This is a genomic window from Frigidibacter sp. (assembly GCF_030695035.1).
Lineage (GTDB): Bacteria > Pseudomonadota > Alphaproteobacteria > Rhodobacterales > Rhodobacteraceae > Frigidibacter.
In genome coordinates, this window is record NZ_JAUYTT010000012.1 from 180,552 (window position 1) to 197,400 (window position 16,849).

The window sequence follows — 16,849 nt, forward strand, 5'->3', positions numbered from 1 at the left end:
GCGATCCGCAAACATAAGGCATTCCCCATGCTCGACCTGACCTTCACCGCCCCGCAGCCCAAGGTGATCTCCGGCGCCAAGGCCGAGTGGGAACTGGTGATCGGGCTCGAGGTCCATGCCCAGGTCGCCTCCAACGCCAAGCTGTTCTCCGGCGCCTCCACCACCTTCGGGGCCGAGCCCAATGCCAATGTCGCCTTCGTCGATGCGGCGATGCCGGGGATGCTGCCGGTGGTGAACGAATTTTGCGTCGCGCAGGCCGTGCGCACCGGGCTGGGGCTGAAGGCGCAGATCAACCTGCGCTCTGCCTTCGACCGCAAGAACTACTTCTACCCCGACCTGCCGCAGGGCTACCAGATCAGCCAGCTCTACCATCCCATCGTGGGTGAGGGCGAAGTCATCGTCGACATGGGCCCGGGCGTCGCGCGCCGCGTGCGCATCGAGCGCATCCACCTCGAGCAGGATGCCGGCAAGTCGATCCACGACATGGACCCCAACATGTCCTTCGTGGACCTGAACCGCACCGGCGTCGCGCTGATGGAGATCGTCAGCCGCCCCGACATCCGCGGCCCCGAAGAGGCCGCCGCCTATGTCGCCAAGCTGCGCCAGATCCTGCGCTACCTTGGCACCTGCGATGGCAACATGCAGAACGGCAACCTGCGCGCCGATGTGAACGTCTCGGTCTGCAAGCCGGGCGCGTATGAGCGCTATCAGGAAACCCAGGATTTCAGCCATCTGGGCACCCGCTGCGAGATCAAGAACATGAACTCGCTGCGCTTCATCCAGGCCGCCATCGACTATGAGGCCCGCCGCCAGATCGCGATTCTGGAGGATGGCGGGTCGATTGTTCAGGAAACCCGGCTCTACGATCCCGACAAGGGCGAGACCCGCTCGATGCGGTCCAAGGAAGAGGCGCATGACTACCGCTACTTCCCCGACCCCGACCTGCTGCCGCTGGAGATCGAGCAGGCTTGGGTCGATGACATCGCCGCCACCATGCCCGAGCTGCCCGACGCCCGCAAAGCCCGCTACATGGGCGATTTCGGGCTGACCGACTATGACGCCTCGGTGCTGACCGCCGAAAAGGAAAACGCCGTCTTCTTCGAGGCGGTGGCGATGGGCCGCGACGGCAAGACCGCCGCCAACTGGGTCATCAACGAGCTGTTCGGCCGCCTGAACAAGGAAAGCCTCGGCATCGCCGAAAGCCCGCTCTCCGCCGCGCAGCTTGGCGGCGTGCTGGACCTGATCGGCTCGGGCGAGATTTCCGGCAAGATGGCCAAGGACCTGTTCGAGATCCTGTGGACCGAGGGCGGTGACCCCGCCGATATCGCCGCCGCCCGCGGCATGAAGCAGGTCACCGACACCGGCGCCATCGAGGCGGCGGTGGACGAGATCATCGCCGCCAACCCGGCGCAGGTGGAAAAGGCCCGCGCCAATGCCAAGCTCGCCGGCTGGTTCACCGGACAGGTGCTGAAAGCCACCGGCGGCAAGGCCAACCCGGCCGTGGTGAACGAGATGGTGGCACGGAAGCTGGGGCTGTAACGCCCCGGCCGCCTACAGATCCAGCCGCCCCTGCGCGCCGGGGTCCTTCTCCACCACTGCGCGCTTGAAGGCATCGTCGCGCCGCGCGGGCAGGCGCAGGGCGCGGTCGCGCAGGCGCATCGCCTCCTCCACCGTCACGATCTGCAGCCGCGGCACCGGGGCAAAGCCCGGCAGCTCATACTGCCCGGCCCCCGCCGCCTCGGTCAGCATCGGGCGCGTCGGCTCGGTCAGCGTCAGCAAGATGCCGACCCCCGCCCCCTCGCGCTCGATCACGCCGCGCAGGTCGCGCACCATGCCCACGCCGACATTGCCGCCGGCCTTGACGCTGACGATGGCGCGACCCTCGGATTTCGCGCCGAACCACAGGTTGCCGTCGATGCCCTTGTCGGCGCCCTTCTTCGACAGGTTGCCGGGCTGCGCCGCAATCAGCGACAGCGCCCATTTTTCAAACTCGTGATACTTGCCCCGCGCCGCCAGCTCGCGCGCGCCGCCAATATCCTGCGGCACGCCGTGGGTGGTGAACTCCACGCCCGGAAAGGCATCGCGCAGCCGCTTCTCGATCAGCCCGATGGCAAGGTGGGTCACGTCGATGCCGATCCATTGCCGCCCCAGCTTCTGCGCCGCATGAACCGTGGTGCCGCAACCGCAGAACGGATCGAGCACCACATCGCCGGGATTGGACGAGGCGTTGAGAATGCGCTCCAGCAGCGCGACGGGTTTTTGGGTGGGGTAGCCGAGGCGTTCTTGGGCTTGAGCGCCAATTGGCGGTATGTCCTCCCACAGGTTTTGCACACGGTGTCCGGCGCTTTCGTCTGCATACATTTTCAACCGCATCGCTCCCGACGGGTTCAAAGGAAAATGAAGGCGCCCTTCAGCATCGTAGGTTTGCATTCTCTCCAAGTTGCACGACCAGCCGTTTGGGTGCGGCTGATACGTAACTCCATTCGACGCGGTGTAAGGATAGTGCAAATTTGGACGCGGGCTTGGGCTTCTGAGCGTAACTGATTGCCATCGACGCCCATCAGCATCCTTACTGCGGTATATCTTTTCGGCCTTCTCCGCAGAAACGACGGAAAATTGCGGGTGAAACAGATACTTGTTCGTCTTCGTGTAGAAGAAAATCTTGTCCGTAATGTCGCCAAATTTTCCCTTGGGGTCACCGTGCGAAAACGTCCGCTTCCAAACAATTTCATTGCGGAAAAACTTCGCCCCAAACACCGCATCCAGAAGCACCTTCAGATAGTGGCTCGCCGTTGGGTCGCAGTGCAGATAGAGGCTCCCGGTCGGCTTCAGCACCCGGTGCAATTCGATCAGCCGCACCGCCATCATGGCAAGATAGGCCATCATGTCATTGTCGCCCAGAAACGACCGCATCGCCCGCAGCATGGTGCTGGCCGCCGCATTGCCGCCCCGCATCACCTCGCCGAACGCCTCCTCGGCGCTGTCGTTCCAATGCCAGGTATCGTCAAACGCCTCGATCTGCGCCGCCGATTGCGCGCCGTCGCCGCCCTTGAACAGCACGTTGTAGCTGGCGTTGGAATTGAACGGCGGGTCGAGATAGATCAGATCGACGCTCTCATCGCGGATGCTGTCCCGCAGCACGGCCAGATTGTCGCCATAGTAAAGATGGTTCGCCATGCCGTCTGCCCCTGCCCACTCCTGCCCGAAGCTTGCCCGCCCCGTGGTCACCAAAGTGTTAACCCGCGGGCATCCGCTCGGCAATCGCGCGCTTGGCTTACCCCGCCTTCGCCCCCAGCCCGCGCATCCGCCCCAGCCAGGCCTCCCGCGCTGCCGCAGTCATCCCCTCGACCATCCCCACCCGTGTTTCCCGCACCGGCCTTATGCCCGAGAACCCCAGGATCGACCGCGACAGCTGCGCCGTGCCATGCGCGCCGTACCACAGCGCGTAGACCGGCGCCGGCATCCCCATCGTCACCACCACCCTTGCCGATTTGCCGCGCAGATGCCGCTCCCACCCCTTCGCCCCGCGCCGGAAGGCAAAGTCCTCGCGGAACACATGCTCCAGCCACGCCTTCAGCCGCGCCGGCATCCCGCCCAGCCACAGCGGGAAGACCAGCACCAGATGGTCGGCCCAGAGGATCGCCGCCTGCCCCTCGGCCGCCCATCCCGGCGCCGGCTCCCTCCATTCGGCGCGCGAGTGCAGCAGCGTCACCGCCTCCGCCCCCACGTCGATGCGCCGCACGCCATGCCCCGCCGCCTCCGCCGCGCCGGCATAGGCCTCCGCCAGCGCGTGGCAAAAATGCGGGGCGCCGCTGTCCGGATGCCCCTGGATCACGAGGATGTTCATGGCCTTGCTCCGCTACCGCCCGTTAGGAAGCATGAAACCGCCGAGCCGCCCGCGCCTTGATCTTGCGCAATCGGCGTGGCTGTGGCCCATAGGCAACCGATGCCGCTACCTTCGGGGCAAGGGAGACGAAGACGTCATGCAGCGATACGAGTACAAGGTCATCCCGGCACCCGGCCGCGGCGAAAAGGTCCGCGGGCTGAAGACCACGGGTGAGCGGTTTGCCCATGCGATGACCGAACTGATGAACGAGATGGGCCGCGACGGCTGGGAATACCTGCGCGCCGATACCCTGCCCTGCGAGGAACGGTCGGGCCTGACCAGCCGCACCACCACCTATCAGAACCTGCTGACCTTCCGCCGCATCCCCGCCGCCGTCGCCGCGGTGGAAATGCCACGCGCGCTGGCCGCGCCGCCCGCAGCCGCGCAGCCGCCCGCGCCGCAGCGCCCGCTGGTCGCCGCCCCCGGCCTCACCAGCTTTGGCCAGCCGACGCGCACCCCCGCGGACCCGGCCAGCGAAGCCGATGACGAAGAGCCGGCCCCGACCCTGCGCGCCACCGCTCCGCTGGGGGACGCGCCCAAGGTCAGCCCCGCGCCCGAACCCGGCAAGGCCCCGCGCCTCGGCCCCGCGGACTAGCCAGCCGCATCCACCGCCAGCGCATGCAGGCGCGCCATCAGCTCCGGCCCCAGCGCCGCATGCACCGCCCGGTGCCGCGCCAGCCGCGACATCGGCCCCAGCTCGCTTGCGCGAATCCGTACCCGGAAATGCGTCTCCCCGCCCTCGCGCCAGCCCGCATGGCCGCGGTGGCTCTCGCTCTCATCCGCCACCTCTAGCGTCTCCGGTGCAAACCCGCTTCTAACCTCTGGCGTATCTCCTCCGATATCGTCATAACTGCCCCGCCTTCTCGCTATTTTGCACCCGCACCGTCACTGCCCCTTCAAAGCGGCGTGAAAAACCCTAAACTTGCCCTCCCGAGTCGGAAAGGCAGCACCGCAGGGTACCCATGACCAAGAACGACCCCTTCAACTTCGATCTGCGCGTGTCCTCGGACAAGAAGCGCCGCACCAAAGGCAAGCGCGGCATGTCGGGGGCCTTCGAGTCGTCGACCCGCGCCTGCGACCATCCGGGCTGCCAGGAGCAGGGCCAGTACCGTGCGCCGAAGTCCCCCGACCATCTGGACGAGTTCTTCTGGTTCTGCCGCGACCATGTGCGCGAGTACAACCTGAAGTGGAACTTCTTCCAGGGCACCACCGACGAGGAGTTCCAGAAATTCCTCGAGAAGGACCGGCTCTGGGGGCGCGAGACCAAACCCTTCGGTCAGCGCCGCGAGGAAGACCGCGCCTGGCAGCGCCTCGGCGTCGATGACCCGCTGGAGATCCTCGGCACCAACGCCACGCAGAACCCGGGCCGCGGCGGCGGATCGGGCGCCACGCGCAAGCTGCCCCCGACAGAACGCAAGGCCATCGAGATCCTCGATGCCCGCGACACCTGGACCAAGCCCGAGATCCGCAAGCAGTACAAAAGCCTCGTCAAGGATCTGCATCCCGACATGAATGGCGGCGACCGCAGCGACGAGGACCGCCTGCAAGAGGTCGTCTGGGCCTGGGACCAGATCAAGGACAGCCGCAACTTCCGTGACTGACCCACCTCCCCGGGGCGGCACCCTGCCCCGGCCATTCACCGCCGCTGCAGCGCAGCCCTCGCCCTTGCACCCCCCGCCGATATGTTCCATCAATCCGGGGATCACCGCGCCCCCGGGGCGTTCGAGGGCCGCGTGCGCGCGGGCAAGACAGCGCCACCCGGCGCAACTGACAAAAGCGCCAGCTGGCGCAAGGGGCAATGATGGCGGACGGAATGCTGGACAAGAACGCGAAACCCACCGAAGACATCTCGGTCCGCGAGGTCTTCGGGATCGACACCGACATGAAGGTGCGCGGCTTCCCCGAGCGCTCGGAGCGGGTGCCGGATATCGACAGCACCTACAAGTTCGACCCCGACACCACGCTCGCGATTCTGGCCGGCTTTGCCTATAACCGCCGGGTGATGATCCAAGGCTATCACGGCACCGGGAAATCCAGCCATATCGAGCAGGTGGCGGCGCGGCTGAACTGGCCCTGCGTGCGCGTGAACCTCGACAGCCACGTCTCCCGGATCGACCTCATCGGCAAGGACGCGATCAAGCTGGTCGATGGCAAGCAGGTGACGGTGTTCCACGAAGGCATCCTGCCCTGGGCCCTGCGCAACCCCACCGCCATCGTCTTCGACGAATACGATGCCGGCCGCGCCGACGTGATGTTCGTGATCCAGCGCGTGCTGGAGGCCGATGGCAAGCTGACGCTGCTCGACCAGAACGAGATCATCACCCCGCACCCGTCCTTCCGCCTGTTTGCCACCGCCAACACCGTCGGCCTTGGCGATACCACCGGGCTCTACCACGGCACCCAGCAGATCAACCAGGGCCAGATGGACCGCTGGAGCCTTGTCTCCACGCTCAACTACCTGTCGCACGACGCCGAGGCGGCCATCGTCCTCGCGAAGAACCCGACCTACAACACCGAGAAGGGCCGGCGCGAGATCAGCCAGATGGTCACCGTCGCCGACCTGACCCGCACCGCCTTCATGAACGGCGACCTCTCCACCGTCATGTCGCCGCGCACCGTCATCACCTGGGCGCAGAACACACAGATCTTCCGCAATACGGGCTATGCCTTCCGGCTGACCTTCCTGAACAAATGTGACGAGCTGGAGCGGCAGACCGTGGCCGAATTCTACCAGCGCTGCTTTGCCGAGGAACTGCCGGAATCGGCGGCAAGCCAGAGCATCCGCTAAGGGCAAACGTATGTATGGAAACCATACAGGTTCCATACGCTTTCCATATGCGCTGGAGGCGCCGAAATGAAACCTTCGGACAACCCGGCAGACCCGTTCAAGAAGGCCCTCGCCGAGGCAACCCGGACGATGGCCGACGACCGCGATATCGCCGTCAGCTTCTCGGTCGATCCTCCGGGCATGACCGCGGAAACCATTCGCCTGCCGCAGGTCAGCCGCCGGATGACGCAAGACGAGGTGCTGCTGGCCCGCGGCACCGCGGACGCCTTCGCGCTGCGCCGCCGCCACCATGACGATGGCGTCGCCGCCCGCTATGCCCCGCAAGGCCAGATGGCGCGCGACCTTTATGAGGCGATGGAGAATGCCCGCTGCGAGGCTGTCGGCGCCCGCGATATGCCCGGAACCCTCGGAAATATCGACGCAAAAATCGCACATGAGGCGGATCGCAAGGGCTATGGCCAGATCCGCGCCGCCGCCGATGCGCCGCTGGCGCAGGCCGCCGGCTACCTCGTGCGGCACCTTGCAACGGGCCGCGACCTGCCCGCCTCGGCCGCCAATGTCATGGAGCTCTGGCGCCCCTTCATCGAACAGCAGGCCGCCGGCACGCTGGACGGTCTGAACGGCAGCCTGTCGGATCAGGCCGCCTTCGCGCGGCTGGCGCGTCAGGTCATCTCCGACCTCGGCTATGGCGACCAGCTTGGCGATGACCCCGACGCCGACCAGGACGAGGACGCCGACCAGCCCGGCGAAGACCAGGACCCCGACACTGGCGACAGCCAGCAATCGGATGAGCAAGACCCCGAAGACAGCGACGCCTCGCCCGAGCGCAGCCAGGAACAGCAGCAAGACGCCAGCCAGGCCCAGGTCAGCATGGATGACATGGCCGACATGGAGGATGGCGACGAGGCAGAGATGCCTGATGGCGACGCCCCGATGGAGCCGCCGCCCCCTGCCCCCTACTCGGCGGCGGACCCGAACTACACCGTCTATGCAACGGATTTCGATGAGGAAATCCGCGCCGAAGACCTTGCCGAACCGGCAGAGCTGGAACGGCTGCGCGCCTATCTCGACCAGCAGCTGGAGCCCTTGAAGGGCGCCGTCAGCCGCCTTGCCAACAAGCTGCAACGCCGCCTTCAGGCCCAGCAGAACCGCAGCTGGGAGTTCGATCTGGAGGAAGGCGTGCTCGACGCCGGCCGCCTTGCGCGCGTCGTGGCGAACCCCACTACGCCGCTGTCCTTCAAGATCGAGAAGGACACCGAGTTCCGCGATACCGTCGTGACCCTGCTGCTCGACAACTCCGGCTCGATGCGCGGCCGCCCGATCTCCATCGCCGCGATCTGCGCCGATGTGCTGGCGCGGACGCTGGAGCGCTGCCAGGTGAAGGTGGAAATCCTGGGCTTCACCACCCGCGCCTGGAAGGGCGGCCAAAGCCGCGAGCGCTGGCTGGCCAATGGCCGCCCGCAGCAGCCCGGCCGCCTCAACGACCTGCGCCACATCATCTACAAATCCGCCGACGCGCCCTGGCGGCGGACGCGGCCCAATCTCGGGCTGATGATGAAAGAGGGGCTGCTCAAGGAAAACATCGACGGCGAGGCACTGGAATGGGCGCACCGCCGGATGATCGGCCGCCCCGAAGTGCGCAAGATCCTGATGGTGATTTCCGATGGCGCGCCGGTCGATGACTCGACGCTCTCGGTCAACCCCGCGAATTATCTGGAAAAACACCTGCGCGACGTGATCGCCATGGTCGAAAAGCGCCGGGCGGTGGAGTTGATCGCCATCGGCATCGGCCATGACGTCACCCGCTACTACCAGCGCGCCGTGACCATCACCGATGTGGAACAGCTGGCCGGCGCGATGACCGAACAGCTCGCAGGTCTCTTCGACAGCGACCCGCGCGCCCGGGCAAGGGTGATGGGCATCAAGCGCTATGCAGGCGGGCGGTAGATGTTCCAGAGCTTCGACGCCCCCACCCGCCCCGAGGACGGCCCGCCGCGCCTTGCCGCCCTGCGCGCCCATCTGGCGGCCAAGGGGCTGGACGGCTTCCTCGTGCCCCGCGCCGATGCCTGGCAGGGCGAGTATGTCAGCCCGCATGATGAGCGGCTGTCATGGCTGACCGGCTTCACCGGCTCGGCTGGGTTCTGCATCGTGCTGCCGGAGGTGGCGGGCGTGTTCATCGACGGGCGCTACCGCGTTCAGGTGAAGGCGCAGGTGGATCTGGCGGCCTTCACGCCGGTGAACTGGCCAGAGACGCGGGCCGCTGACTGGCTGCGCCAGAAGCTGTCGGCGGATGCCACCATCGGCTTCGATCCGTGGCTGCATACTCCAAAGGAAATCAAGGAGTTGGAGGCCGGACTTAAAGGAACCGCGATCCGGCTGGTGCCGGTGGCGAATGCGGTGGATGCTGTTTGGCTGGATCAGCCCGCCCCGGCTTGCGGTAAGATCGCCTTGCAACCGCTGGAATTTGCTGGCGAAAGCGCCGAGGACAAGCTGGCGCGGATTGCCGCGATCCTGCGCGACGCCGGGCAAGAGGCGGCGGTGCTGACAGCGCCCGACTCCATCTCATGGCTGCTGAACATCCGTGGGTCGGACGTGCCGAAAAACCCGGTGGTTCAAGCCTTTGCGATCCTGTCTTCACGTGGCAAGCTCGACCTTTTCATCGACCCCGCCAAGCTGGACGGCATCCCCCTTCCCGCCACCGTCCGCTGCCACCGCCCGGATGCCCTGCGCGCCGCGCTGCAGGGGCTGACGGGGCCGGTGCGGATCGACCCGGCAAGCGTGCCGGTCTGGGTGGTGCATGAGTTGCAAGAGGCCGGGCGGCTGCAAGGCGACGGCATCCCCGTTGCCCATGCCGATGACCCCTGCCTGCTGCCCAAGGCCCGCAAGAATGCCGCCGAGATCGCCGCGACCTCCGAGGCGCATCTGCGCGACGGGGCGGCGATGGTGGAGTTCCTGGCTTGGCTGGATGCCGAGGCGCCGAAGGGTCAACTCACCGAGATTGCGGTTGTTACCGCGCTGGAAGGCTTTCGCCGCGCCACCAATGCCCTGCGCGACATCAGCTTTGACACGATCTGCGGTGCCGGGCCGAACGGGGCCATCGTGCATTACCGCGTGACCACCGGCACCGACCGCCCGGTGCGGCCGGGCGAGCTGCTGCTGGTCGATTCCGGCGGGCAGTACGTGGATGGCACCACCGACATCACCCGCACCGTCGCGGTAGGCGAGGTCGGCGCGCTGGAGCGCGAGTGCTTCACCCGCGTGCTGCAAGGCATGATAGCCATCAGCCGCCTGCGCTGGCCGGTGGGCCGCGCCGGGCGCGATCTGGAGGCGGTGGCGCGTTATCCGCAATGGCTGGCGGGGATGGATTATGACCACGGCACCGGGCATGGCGTCGGCGCGTACCTCTCGGTGCATGAGGGTCCGGCGCGGCTCAGCCGCCTGTCCGAGGTGCCGCTGGAGCCGGGGATGATCCTGTCGAACGAGCCGGGCTATTACCGCGAGGGCGCCTTCGGCATCCGCATCGAGAATCTGGTGGTGGTGCAACAGGCCGCTTCCCTGCCCGGCGCCGATGACCGCGCGATGCTGGCCTTCCGCACGCTGACCTGGGTGCCGATCGACCGGCGGCTGATCGTCGCAGAGATGCTGGCACCGGGCGAGCGGAAGTGGCTGAACGCCTATCACGCCGAGGTGGCGGAGCGGATCGCGCCGCGGGTGACGGACGCGGCCCGCGCGTGGCTGAAGGCCGCAACCGCGCCGATCTGACGCAAGCCTGTTACAAAGGCGCTACGATACTGTCCGCTGGGGCAAGTCACTGGGGGACCGACGATGAACAGCCAGATCTATATCCGCAAGCTGCCGGGCACACTCGTCGTGCGCGCCGGGGGTGCCGTCCTTGGCGAGAGCGACGCCGCGCTGGAGCTGACCGAGGGCACGCTGCCGCCGGTGATCTATTTCCCGCGGGACGATCTGGCGATGGCGTTTCTGGATGGCTCTGCCCGCCGCAGCAGCTGCCCGCGCAAGGGCGAGGCGGAGTATTTCACCATCGCGCTGAACAGCGGCGAGTTGCCCGATGCCGGCTGGAGCTATCCTGCGCCGCTGGCCGAGGCGGAGCGCATCGCCGGTCATGTCGCCTTCGACACCGGCCGGGTGACGGTGGAGCGGGTTTAAGGCGAGACCCGCCTGTTTCCGGCGCGATCAGGCGGCTTGCCAGTGGCAAGCCGACCGCGACGGTTGCCCGGAGGCGGAAGCCGCAGGGCAAGGGGGGTGAAGCTTGGTCCGGAGGGTGCCAAATTCTGCTGGGACCGCCCGGGTGGGCACGAATGTGCCCGCCCTGGGGGGGCGGGCACAGCAGAATTTCGTCGACGGCCGAAATTCTGCACGGCAACCGTGGCCCGCGAGAGCCAAAGATGAGCGCAGGGCAGTTTCACGCCGAGACCCCCTCCGCCGCACCAGCGGGGGCTTTTCCCGGCCCCGCCGCGGCCCTAATGTCGCCTCCCGGAAGCCGAGGATGCCATGACCCTGAATGACGCGCTGGACCCGTTGAAACTGCTGCTGGGGGACCGGCTGAGCCTGACCTCGGCCATGCGCGAACAGCACGGCGCCAATGAGAGCTATTTCCCGCAGATGCTGCCCGATGCGGTGGCCTTCCCCGAAACCACGGCCGAGGTGGCCGAGATCGTGCGGATCTGTGCGGCAAACGGAGTGCCGATCACGCCTTGGGGCGCGGGCACCTCGCTGGAGGGGCACGCACTGGCGGCGCAGGGCGGGATCAGCCTCGACATGACGCGCATGGCGGCGGTGCTGGAGGTGCTGGCCGATGACATGCTGGTGGTGGTGCAACCGGGGATCACCCGAGAGGCGCTGAACACGCACCTGCGCGACACGGGCCTGTTCTTCCCCATCGACCCCGGCGCCAATGCGACCCTTGGCGGCATGGCCGCGACCCGGGCCAGCGGCACCACGGCGGTGCGCTATGGCACGATGCGCGACAATGTGCTGGCGGCCGAAGTGGTGCTGGCCGATGGGCGGGTGATCCGCACCGGAACCCGCGCTCGCAAATCCTCGGCCGGGTATGACCTGACCGGGCTGTTCGTCGGCTCCGAAGGCACACTTGGGGTGATGACCGAGCTGACGCTGAAGCTGCATGGGCAGCCCGAAGCGGTCAGCGCAGCGGTCTGCGCCTTTGCCGACCTGGCGGCGGCGGTGGATACCGTGATCTCCACCATCCAGATGGGCATTCCGATTGCGCGGATCGAGTTCGTCGATGCGGCGACAGCGGCGGCCTTCAACGCCTATGCGGGGGCCGACCTGCCGGAGCTGCCGCATCTGATGGTGGAGTTCCACGGCACCGAGGCCGGGGTGCGCGAACAGGCGACGCGCTTCGGCGAGATCGTGGCAGAGCTGGGGGGCGCGGATTTCGCCTGGGCCGACCTGCCCGAGGACCGCTCTCGCCTGTGGAAGATGCGGCACGGGGCCTATCCGGCCTGCCTGGCGCTGCGCCCGGGCAGCATGGGAGTGGTCACGGATATCTGCGTGCCGATCTCGCGCCTTGCGGAAGCAGTGGAGGAGACGCGCAAGGACATCGCAGCGCAGGGGATGATCGGGCCGATCCTTGGCCATGTCGGCGACGGCAATTTCCACGCGATCCTGCTGGTGGACCGCAACGATCCCGAGGAGCTGACCCGCGCCAAGTGGATCGCGGCGCGGATGGCGGCGCGGGCGCACCGGATGGGCGGCACCATGACCGGCGAGCACGGCGTGGGCATGGGCAAGCGCCATCTGATGCGGGATGAGCATGGCGCGGGCTGGGAGGTGATGGGCGCGATCAAGGCGGCGCTGGATCCCTTGGGCATCCTCAACCCCGGCAAGATCGTGCCCGATACTGGGGAACGGCCATGAGCTTCGGCACGCCCGACCAGTTCTCGCGCGCCTTCTCGCTGGCCTGGGGCAGCCGGGATGTGGGCACGCTGGCGGCGATGTTCGCCGAGGATGCGGATCTGCTGACGCTGACCGGAGCCTGGGCCGAGGGGCGCAAGGCGATCGCCGATGTGCTGGCGGGAGAGCTGGCGGGGGCCTTCGCCCGCGCCAAGCTGGTGACGGGGCGCACCAAGCTGCGGGGCCTTGGGACGGGGGGCGCGGTGCTGATGCAGCGCTTCGTGCTGTCGGGCATCCGCCATGCGGATGGCAGCGATGCGGGGCGTGTGGGGGCGGTGCTGAACGCGGTGATGGTGGCGGGGGAGGACGGCTGGGAGGTCGTGTCGGCGAGCTTTACCGTGGAGGGGTGAGGCTGGGCTGGCTGCCGGGGGCGCGGCCCCCGGACCCCCGGGATACTTTTGCCAAAACGAATGGGAAGAGGGCGCTAGCCGTCCAGAAGCGCGCGGGCGGCATCGCGGGCGGCGTCGGTGACGCTTTCGCCGGCGAGCATCCGGGCCAGTTCGTCCACGCGGTCTGACGGCGACAGCGGCACGACGCTGGAGGTGGTGACCTCGCCCGTCACGCGCTTTTCCACCCGCCAATGCTGCGCGCCCTTGGCTGCGACCTGGGGGGAGTGGGTGACGACCAGCACCTGCGCGCCCTCGGCGAGGCGGGCGAGGCGGCGGCCGACGGCATCGGCGGTGGCGCCGCCGACGCCGCGGTCGATCTCGTCGAAGATCATCGTGACGGCATCGGCGCCTTGGGCGAGGCAGACCTTCAGCGCCAGCAGGAAGCGCGACAGCTCGCCGCCCGAGGCGATGCGGTTCAGCGGCCCTGCGGGCGCGCCGGGGTTGGTGGCGACGGTGAAGGCGACGGCGTCGCGGCCTTCGGGGCCCGCGTCTCCGGGCGTCACGTCGGTGCGGAAGACGGCGCGTTCCATCTTCAGCGGGCCAAGCTCGGCGGCCATGGCCAGATCGAGCCGGCCAGAGGCCTCGCGCCGCGCCTCGGTCAGGGCGGCGGCGGCACTGTCATAGGCGGCGGTGGCGGCGGCGACCTCGGCGGAGAGCGCGCGCAGGTTGCCCTCGCCGCCGTCGATGGCGGAGAGGCGCGTGCGCAGGTCGCCGGCGAAGCCGCCCAGATCATCGGCGAGAACCCCGTGCTTGCGGGCGAGGGCGCGGATGGCGAAGAGGCGTTCTTCGGCGGCCTCCAGTTCGGCGGGGTCAAAGCTGAGGGCGTCCAGCGCCTCCTCTACCCCCTGCGCGGCCTCGGCCAGTTCGATGGTCGCGCGGGTCAGTGCCGCCATGGGCGCGTCAAGCCGGCCGTCGGCAGCCTCTGCGGCGCCATCGAGCCAGCGGGAGGCGTCGCGCATCAGGCCTTCGGCGCCGTCATTGCCAAGGGCGTGGAGGGCGCGCAGCACATCCTCGCGGATGCGGGCGGCGCCCTGCATGGCGCGGCGGCGGGTGTCGAGGCTGGCTTCCTCGCCGGGCTGGGTGCCCAGCTTGTCGAGCTCGGTCACGGCATGGCGCAGGTAGTCTTCCTCGCCCTTCGCGGCGGCCAGTGCCGCCTCGGCGGCGGCCATGCGCTTGCGGGCGGCGGCGAGGGCGGACCATGCGGCGCGGGTGGCGGCGCGCAGCGGCTCGGTGGCGGCGAAACTGTCCAGCAGGCTACGGTGGCCGCGCGGGTCCAAGAGGCCGCGGTCGTCGTGCTGGCCGTGGAGTTCGACCAGCGTGTCCGACAGCGCGCGCAACACCTCGCCGCTGGTGCGGCGGTCGTTGATATAGGCGGTCTTGCGACCATCGGCGGCGTTCACCCGGCGCAGGATCAGCTCATCCTCGGGCGCCAGCCCCGCCTCTTCCAGCACGGCGCGGGCGGCATGGCCGGGCGGCAGGTCGAACACGGCGGTCACCTCGCCTTGCGCAGCGCCGGCGCGCACCAGTTCCGCGCGGCCGCGCCAGCCCAGAACAAAGCCAAGCGCATCGAGAAGGATGGATTTCCCCGCCCCCGTCTCACCCGTCAGCACATTGAGGCCTGGATGAAAATCGAGCGACAGGCGCTCGATGATCAACATGTCACGGATGTCGAGGCTGCGCAGCATCGACCCGGCCCTCCGGCTTACAGCCACGCGCCCTTGACCACCTGCCGATAGACCCCGGACAGCCAGCTGTCACCCTTGGCTTCCATGCTCAGCCCGCGGCCGGTCAGCAGCTTGTAGCTGTCCTGATACCATTCGGTGGACTGGAAGTTGTGCCCAAGGATCGCACCCGCGGTCTGCGCCTCATCGGTCAGCCCCAGCGAGAGGTAGGATTCGACCAGCCGGTGCAGCGCCTCGGGCGTGTGGGTGGTGGTCTGGAACTGCTCGACCACCACGCGGAAGCGGTTGATCGCCGCCGTGTAATGCCCGCGCTTGAGGTAGTAGCGGCCGATTTCCATTTCCTTGCCGGCCAGATGGTCGAAGGCGAGGTCGAATTTCAGCATCGCCGAACGCGCATATTCGCTGTCGGGATATTGCTCGATCACCACGCGCAGCGCCTGCAGGGCCTGGAAGGTCAGGCCCTGATCGCGGCCGACATCGTCGATCTGGTCGTAATAGGACAGGGCCAGCAGATACTGCGCATAGGCGGCATCCTCTTCGGCCGGGTAGAAGTCGATATAGCGCTGTGCGGCCGCGCGGCTGTTTTCATAGTCGCGGTCGGAGTGGAAGGCGAAGGCCTGCATGATCAGCGCGCGCTTGGCCCATTCGGAATAGGGATAAAGCCGCTCCACCTCGGAGAACAGCCGCGCGGCCTCTTCAGGCTCGCCGTTTGTCTCAAGTTCGAATTCGGCTTTCTGGTAGATCTGCTCGGCAGTGAGGTCCTCGATCGGGACTTCCCTCTGCCGGCCACCGCCACATGCTGCCAAGGTCGCTGCAAGCACAAGGCCCGCCGCAAGTTTTGCCGCTCTCCGCCCGCGCGCCATGACCTGCCTATCCCGTTCCTGCTTCACGTTATCTCAGCCTTTGCGGCCTGTTCCCGCGGCCCCTGCCCGGTGCCCCACGCACCCGGTGGTGCCGGTTCCGCACCGTCCTAGCACAGAAAAATCCGGGGCGCAAAACGCCTTTCGTGCCTGTGATGCAGGGTCAGGCGAAGGCGGGGAGGTCGTCCATCGACAGGCCGGCGCCCGGCAGGAACGACTCGGCCTCGCGGCCCAGTTCGACCATGCAGAAGGCGTCGGGACGGCGGAACAGCTCGCGCAGCAGCCGGTTGGTCAGCGCATGACCGGCACGGTGGCCCACATAGCTGCCAAGGATCGGGCCGCCCGCCAGCGCCAGATCGCCAAGCGCGTCCAGCATCTTGTGGCGCACGGGCTCATCGGCGTGGCGCAGACCACCGGGCGAGAGCACCCGATCGCCATCGACGACGACGGCATTGTCGAAGGTGCCGCCAAGGGCGAGGCCGTTGGCTTGCATGGTTTCCACATCGGCGCGGCGGCAGAAGGTGCGGCTGTCCGACAGCTCGCGCACGAAGGCGCCGTTGGCCAGCGTCAACTGCTTGGTCTGCCGGCCGATGGCGCGGTCGGTGAAGTCGATGTCAAAGCGCATGTCCAGCGCGTCGCCGCCCGGCTCCAGCCGCGCCACAGCCTCGCCGTCGCGCACCTCCACGGGGGCAAGGATGCGCAGGGCGCGGACGGGCACGTCCAGCTCGCGCAGGCCGCGGGCCATGATCGCCGAGACGAAGGGCGCGGCTGAGCCATCGAGGATCGGCACTTCCGGCCCGTCGATCTCGATCAGCGCGTTGTGGATGCCGGTGCCGGCCAACGCCGCCATGATGTGCTCGATGGTTGAGACGGTGGTGCCGGCGCGGTTGGCGATGAGGGTGCAGAGGCGCGAGGCAACGACGGCATCCCAGCGGGCCGGGATCAGCGGGTCGAGCCGGTCGATATCGGTGCGGCGGAACCAGATCCCGTAATTTGCCGAGGCGGGGTGGATCGTCATGCGGACCGGCGCGCCGGAGTGAAGGCCGACGCCCTGGAAGGTCACTGCGGAACGGATCGTTGTCTGCACGGCTCTTACCTCTGGTCTGGCGCGTGGGGTTGGCCCCGTCGCGGGCTGCGCAGTCCTTGGGTCGGAGTGACTGCGGCAAGACTGGAGTTAGGACGGGGCCGGCGTCAGCACAATTCACTGTTTGCAACGTAATGAAATATTAACGAACAGTTTGGGCGGCAATCTGCCCGGGGTCGCGCCGCAGCGCGGCAAGTATCTGATTAAAAATGGAAAAGGCCGGATT

The 16,849-nt window shown here is 67.6% G+C and carries 14 protein-coding genes and 1 pseudogene; 9 read left to right on the forward strand and 6 right to left on the reverse strand.

All coding sequences use genetic code 11. From position 1 onward, the window contains the following. Positions 1–27 precede the first annotated feature (27 nt). Positions 28–1,539, forward strand: coding sequence for an Asp-tRNA(Asn)/Glu-tRNA(Gln) amidotransferase subunit GatB (gene gatB, locus Q8S30_RS12210; protein WP_305666292.1), 1,512 nt, complete (start codon positions 28–30; stop codon positions 1,537–1,539). A 12-nt stretch (positions 1,540–1,551) separates the two neighbouring features. Here gatB and Q8S30_RS12215 read toward each other — a convergent pair whose 3' ends face one another. Both Q8S30_RS12215 and Q8S30_RS12220 read right to left on the reverse strand, forming a co-directional pair. Beyond that, positions 1,552–3,177, reverse strand: coding sequence for a DNA methyltransferase (locus Q8S30_RS12215; RefSeq protein WP_305666293.1), 1,626 nt, complete (start codon positions 3,175–3,177; stop codon positions 1,552–1,554). Between the two features lie 97 nt (positions 3,178–3,274). Next, positions 3,275–3,847, reverse strand: a complete 573-nt coding sequence (locus Q8S30_RS12220) for an NAD(P)H-dependent oxidoreductase (protein WP_305666294.1) — start codon at positions 3,845–3,847, stop codon at positions 3,275–3,277. A gap of 136 nt (positions 3,848–3,983) precedes the next feature. On the opposite strand from Q8S30_RS12220, the gene Q8S30_RS12225 reads away from it, so the two are divergent. Further along, positions 3,984–4,481, forward strand: a complete 498-nt coding sequence (locus Q8S30_RS12225) for a DUF4177 domain-containing protein (RefSeq protein ID WP_305666295.1) — start codon at positions 3,984–3,986, stop codon at positions 4,479–4,481. Here Q8S30_RS12225 and Q8S30_RS12230 read toward each other — a convergent pair. Then, positions 4,478–4,734 (reverse strand): annotated as a pseudogene (locus tag Q8S30_RS12230) (BolA family protein). The gene Q8S30_RS12225 and the pseudogene Q8S30_RS12230 sit on opposite strands and share 4 nt — an antisense overlap. A gap of 114 nt (positions 4,735–4,848) precedes the next feature. On the opposite strand from Q8S30_RS12230, the gene Q8S30_RS12235 reads away from it, so the two are divergent. The 7 genes from Q8S30_RS12235 to Q8S30_RS12265 all read left to right on the forward strand — a co-directional run bounded on the left by Q8S30_RS12235 (position 4,849) and on the right by Q8S30_RS12265 (position 12,958). Further along, positions 4,849–5,487 carry a J domain-containing protein gene (locus tag Q8S30_RS12235; protein WP_305666296.1) on the forward strand — a complete coding sequence of 213 codons (639 nt, stop codon included), beginning with the start codon at positions 4,849–4,851 and terminating at the stop codon, positions 5,485–5,487. A gap of 200 nt (positions 5,488–5,687) precedes the next feature. Further along, positions 5,688–6,674: a cobaltochelatase subunit CobS gene (gene cobS, locus Q8S30_RS12240; protein ID WP_305666620.1), complete on the forward strand. Its 987-nt coding sequence runs from the start codon at positions 5,688–5,690 to the stop codon at positions 6,672–6,674. 66 nt (positions 6,675–6,740) lie between these two features. Further along, positions 6,741–8,621, forward strand: a complete 1,881-nt coding sequence (gene cobT, locus Q8S30_RS12245) for a cobaltochelatase subunit CobT (RefSeq protein ID WP_305666297.1) — start codon at positions 6,741–6,743, stop codon at positions 8,619–8,621. Continuing rightward, positions 8,622–10,436 carry an aminopeptidase P family protein gene (locus tag Q8S30_RS12250; RefSeq protein WP_305666298.1) on the forward strand — a complete coding sequence of 605 codons (1,815 nt, stop codon included), beginning with the start codon at positions 8,622–8,624 and terminating at the stop codon, positions 10,434–10,436. It abuts the gene before it with no gap. Between the two features lie 63 nt (positions 10,437–10,499). After that, complete coding sequence (locus Q8S30_RS12255; RefSeq protein WP_305666299.1) at positions 10,500–10,841, forward strand: DUF427 domain-containing protein; 342 nt, start codon at positions 10,500–10,502, stop codon at positions 10,839–10,841. A gap of 345 nt (positions 10,842–11,186) precedes the next feature. Further along, positions 11,187–12,572, forward strand: a complete 1,386-nt coding sequence (locus Q8S30_RS12260) for an FAD-binding oxidoreductase (protein WP_305666300.1) — start codon at positions 11,187–11,189, stop codon at positions 12,570–12,572. Next, positions 12,569–12,958, forward strand: coding sequence for a DUF4440 domain-containing protein (locus Q8S30_RS12265; RefSeq protein WP_305666301.1), 390 nt, complete (start codon positions 12,569–12,571; stop codon positions 12,956–12,958). Before Q8S30_RS12260 ends, Q8S30_RS12265 begins: the two co-directional genes overlap by 4 nt. Before the next feature lie 74 nt (positions 12,959–13,032). Here Q8S30_RS12265 and recN read toward each other — a convergent pair whose 3' ends face one another. The 3 genes from recN to lpxC form a co-directional block, all read right to left on the reverse strand. Beyond that, positions 13,033–14,682, reverse strand: coding sequence for a DNA repair protein RecN (gene recN, locus Q8S30_RS12270; protein WP_305666302.1), 1,650 nt, complete (start codon positions 14,680–14,682; stop codon positions 13,033–13,035). 17 nt (positions 14,683–14,699) lie between these two features. After that, positions 14,700–15,542: an outer membrane protein assembly factor BamD gene (locus Q8S30_RS12275; protein ID WP_305666621.1), complete on the reverse strand. Its 843-nt coding sequence runs from the start codon at positions 15,540–15,542 to the stop codon at positions 14,700–14,702. 160 nt (positions 15,543–15,702) lie between these two features. After that, on the reverse strand, positions 15,703–16,626 hold the full coding sequence (gene lpxC, locus Q8S30_RS12280) for a UDP-3-O-acyl-N-acetylglucosamine deacetylase (protein ID WP_305666303.1): 924 nt from the start codon (positions 16,624–16,626) through the stop codon (positions 15,703–15,705). Positions 16,627–16,849 lie beyond the last annotated feature (223 nt).